At 68.2% G+C, this 4,483-nt stretch carries 1 protein-coding gene; it reads right to left on the reverse strand.

Going from position 1 to position 4,483, the window contains the following annotated elements; all coding sequences use genetic code 11:
- A partial coding sequence (locus NZ773_16040) for a DEAD/DEAH box helicase (protein MCS6803438.1) occupies nucleotides 1-4,259 on the reverse strand: 4,259 nt, incomplete at its 3' end.
- Nucleotides 4,260-4,483: the final 224 nt, after the last annotated feature.

Below are 4,483 nucleotides of genomic sequence, written 5' to 3' on the forward strand. Positions count from 1 at the left end.
CTCTCCTCCCAAATGCCGCGTTCGAGATCGAGCATGAAGCCGACGACGGACCGGTCCTTCCGGCGGAGCCAGCCGAAATTCACCCGCCAGAGGGTCGTGTTCGGGCCGTAGGTGAGCTCGGCAAGGGGCTGCCGGTCGCTGCTCGTCACCGTTGCGTCGCGCCGCAGAGGCCCGCTCGTGCCCTCAGCAAAGGCGAAGAACGTCCGCAGTTCATAGCCGAGCCGCTGGCGCTCTTCTTCGTCGGAGTTTATTCGGTCGACGCGGCGGGTCGCGACGTTCGTCATCCGCAGGAGATTGGGCCGATACTGCGAGTTCTCGGCGTCGAGCGTCGCCCCGCAGTGGCGGCAGACATCGGCATCGACCGCCGTGCCGAAGTGGCCGTAGCCGCAGCGGTTGCACAGCTTCGCTGTTTGGGTCACGGTGTCGCCGTCGCGCCGCTCTAGGATCACCTTGGTGACGCGGTAGCGGCTGCCCTCGTGGTAGATGATGCTCTGCGGCCCGAACTCGGAGATGGCAAGGAAGCGCGGCCGGGAGAGGAACTCGTCGCGGCCGGATCGGCGCAGGCGGCCGGGCAGGTAGGCAGCGAGCGGCAGGCGCGGGAAGTTGTAGCCCGGCAGGAACCCTTCGCTCGCGAAGTAGCGGTAGCTGTAGAAGTCGCTTTGGAAGTCCCCCGTTTTGAGGAGCAGGTCCCGCTGTGACTCCGCCTCCTCGCGCAGCTTTTTTGCGCGCTCGCGCTCGTCGGTGCGCCGCGAGGCGTCCATCACGATCGCGTTTTGGCGCTCCTGCTGAGCGACGGCCGCGAGGTACAACTGCCGCCAGCGGTCGGCGGCCTCATCGAAGCGGCGCGCCGCCGTCTGGATGACGCTCTCGACCCAGTCGGGCGTGTACCACGGCGCCTCCGCAAGATCGGCGGCCATCGGCTCGAGGATGCGCCTTGCGCGGGCGAGCGCCCGCTCGCGCGCGTCGTCACGGTCGAGGTAATGCCAGACGCTCGCTTTGAGCGGCAGGTTCGGCAGACTCAGGTCGAGCACGTCGGCAACCGACGAGCCGAGGTCCTGGCCGGTCTCGGCGAGCCAGACCGCTTGGATGTGCGCCCGCACGAGGTCTTCGTTTGCGAGGTCGAGGCGCGGCGGCGTCACCTGCCCGCTCACCATGCGCTCGGCGCGGCGGAAGTAATACTGGTCGTGGGGGCTGTAGGAGCTGCAGTAGGTGACGACGAGCGCGGGCTGGCCGCTGCGTCCGGCCCGTCCGCTGCGCTGCGCATAGTTCGCCGGCGTCGGCGGGACGTTGCGGAGGTGGACGGCGTTAAGGTCGGCGATATCGATGCCGAGCTCCATCGTCGGCGAGCAGTAGAGGACGGGAAGCGTGCCTTCCCGGAACCGTTTCTCCCGCTCCTGCCGCGCGTCGCTCGGCACTTGGGCGGTGTGCTCGCGCGCTTCCATCCCGACAAGCAGCGCCGCCGCGGTGGCGTAGAAGTCGCGGAAAAACTGGTTGGCAGCGCGTGGGGTTCTCGGCGGAGCCGCAAGCCGGGTCGGGTCGGGCGCGGGGGGCGTGCCGTCGCCGGCGAGCCAGACGAGGGCGCTCGCGTGCAGCCGGTAGCAACGCTCGAGATTCGGAATCGGCTCGAGGTAGCCGCCGCGCGCGAGCGCCTCGAAGAGGTCCTGCGCCAGCCGCTCGAACTCGCGCTCGGGGATGGCAGGCCCCGGTGTCCCGTCGCCGCTCCACGTCGAGCCGCGGCGCAGATACCGTCCAAGCAGAGACCGCGCCGTCACTGGACGCTGGCCGACGTCGTCCCGGAGCTTGGGGTCCTTCGGCCCGACGCGCACGACCGGCGCGCTTTCCATTGGCTCCCTCTGCTCGAGCGCCCACGGCTCGCGCAGATGCTGGTAGCTGCGGTCGCGGATTGCGCTCTGATGGTCCGGGTCGAGCGCTTCTACCTTGATCGCGAGTTCGCGGCGGAAGTGGTCGAGCACAACCCGGCAGACACGCTCGCGCACGGCCGGCGCGGCGTTGGCGAGCACGGGATGGCGGCCGGTCCAGATGTCCTCGCTGCGGCAGAACTCGGCGAGCATCGGGTAGTCGATACGGAGGAGCCCGACCTGTTCAAGGTTCGGCGCGTTGATGCGCCAGCCGCGCCGCAGGTCGCGGTAGAGCCGGTAGGCGATGACGCTCCGGAGCGCCTCGTCGGCGTTGCGCCGGCCGAGGAATTGAGCGTCTGGATTGGAGGCGTACTCCTCGAACGGCAGACGAAGCTGCTCGATCACTTTTGACGCCACGGTGTCGTGCGTGAGGCCGTCGGGACCGGCGGCGCAGATCGCGGCGTAGAGCGCGGCGCGCAGCAGCCCGACTTGGACGAAGTCGTTGAAATGCCCGGCCTGCAGCGAGGCGTCCTGCCGGTTGTCGGTGAAGGAGAGCAGCTTGCGGGCGCTTGGGGGCAGCTGTGCGTCCTCCTTGAGCGCCGAGACCAGCGCGAGCGAAAGGATCGTGGTCGCAGTGCTGCGGCCTTCGGTTGCAAGCTCCGCGAGTTTGATAAAGTCGCGCTCGCGCGAGTTGGCATACGAGACACGGCAGCGGAGACAGAGACGGAAGGGAGCAGACATGAACCACGCTGGGGTTCCTCCCTCCGCTTCCGCGACGATCCGACCCGCCGGGGTCACGGAGAGGCGCTGGGGCACGGCGCCACGGTAGGTTTGCCGAACTCGCGGGGACCCACTGCCGTCCGTCTCGATCCATTCCTCGGGCAGGCTGTCGGTGTCGACGGCGAGTTCGTTGTCCGGGTCGACGGCAAGGTAGCCGGCGTCGTCGTCGCGGTCCTCAAGGTCGCGCGGGACGAGTTCGCCGCTCGCTGTCCGCTGGACGACGTAGTATTCCTGCCCGCACTCGCGGCAGAAGGCGAGCGGCAGGAGGACTCGCGAGCGGTCGCCGGGCACATAGACCTGCCCCTCAGCAGTGAGGTAGCGGGTCGGCGGTGCTTCGGGGGTGGCGTAGAGGGTGTCGCCGCGGCTGATGAACTGATGGAGGCGGAAGGCGAAAAATCGGTTCCCGTTCACCGGGTTCACAGCACGGTAGCCGGCGAGGAGGATCTCCTTCAGCCGCTGCTCGCACCGTTTGGGGTCGACAGCGGTGATCGAAGCGAGTTCGCTCGCTGCTTCGCGGATGGTCCGCGGCGCGCGGCGCTCCAGCCGTCCGTCGGGGTCGGTCTGAAGGCCGAACGCTTCCTCGGTCCATGCTGCGAGCGGATGGACCGCGAGTTCGTCGAAGGTCTCAGGAAAGGGACGGTTGTCCTCAAGAGCGCGGCGGAGCTCCTCCGGCGTGACATCCGACGCTGGACGGCTGGCCGCGCGGCGAAGCGTTTCGGTGATGACATGCTCCGGCCGAACCGGCAGCCCGAACAAGCGGCTGGCGGTCTCGGCGACCTCGCGCTGCCGCTCCTCGCGCGTCCCCGCGCCGGCGATGGTGGCGCTGGTGCCGATGCAGCGCATGGTCGGCGCGCCGCAGCGCTCGCGCACCCGCCGCGCCAGCATCGCGACATCGGCGCCCTGCCGTCCGCGATAGGTGTGCAGCTCGTCGAGGACGAGGAACTCCAGCCCTTGGGCCGCCTCGACCAGCCGGCGCTCGGCCGGGCGAGTGAGGAGGAGTTCGAGCATCACGAAGTTGGTGAGCAGAATGTCGGGCGGCTGGGCGAGGATGTGCTCTCGCTCTTCGCTGTTCTCTTGGCCGGTATAGCGGGCGAACCGAACCCGGCCGCATCCTTGGGGATAGCCGGCTTCAAGGAATTTGCGCAGCTCCTCTAGCTGGCTGTTGGCGAGGGCGTTCATCGGGTAGACGACGATCGCTTTGATCCCGGCGCCTGGTCCGGCCTTGAGGATGGCGTCGACGATGGGAATGAAGTAGGCAAGGCTCTTGCCGGATCCGGTGCCGGTCGTCAGGACGTAGCTTTCTCCGGTCGCGGCGGTCCGAATGGCATCCTCCTGATGGCGATGCAGAACAATCGGCATGCCGGGCGACTGCTCCGACTTGCCGCGACGGAAGATGCGGCCGCATTCCGGGTGAAGCACTCCCTCGGCGACGAGGTCCTCGACCGAGGGTCCTGTCTCGAAGGAGGGGTTGAGCTGGACAAGCGGGTCGGGCCAGAGCCGCCCGCTGTCGAGCAGACGGTCGACGAAGTCGCGGAGCCGTTGGTCGCGAATGGAGAAGAAGCTGGAGACATAGTCGCGATACTGGCCGATCAGCCGGTCTCGCAAGGCAAAGACGTCCATCGCAATCTCCAACTGGACAGTGTTGAGACGATTGCTCAGCGCACTGTACCAAGAACTGAACGTGTTAGGCCAAGATGGCAGGCAGAGGGAACGGTCGGAGGGGGTCACACTCCTGCTCGCCTTTTGACCGGGCAGCCGCGAGCGCAGCGGCCGCCCGGCGCGCGCAGGCTCAGGCGGCCAGGCGGTTCGCGACGGCGCGCACGTGCTTGCAGTTGCCGCGGATG

Source organism: Dehalococcoidia bacterium, assembly GCA_025054935.1.
GTDB lineage: Bacteria > Chloroflexota > Dehalococcoidia > SpSt-223 > SpSt-223 > JANWZD01.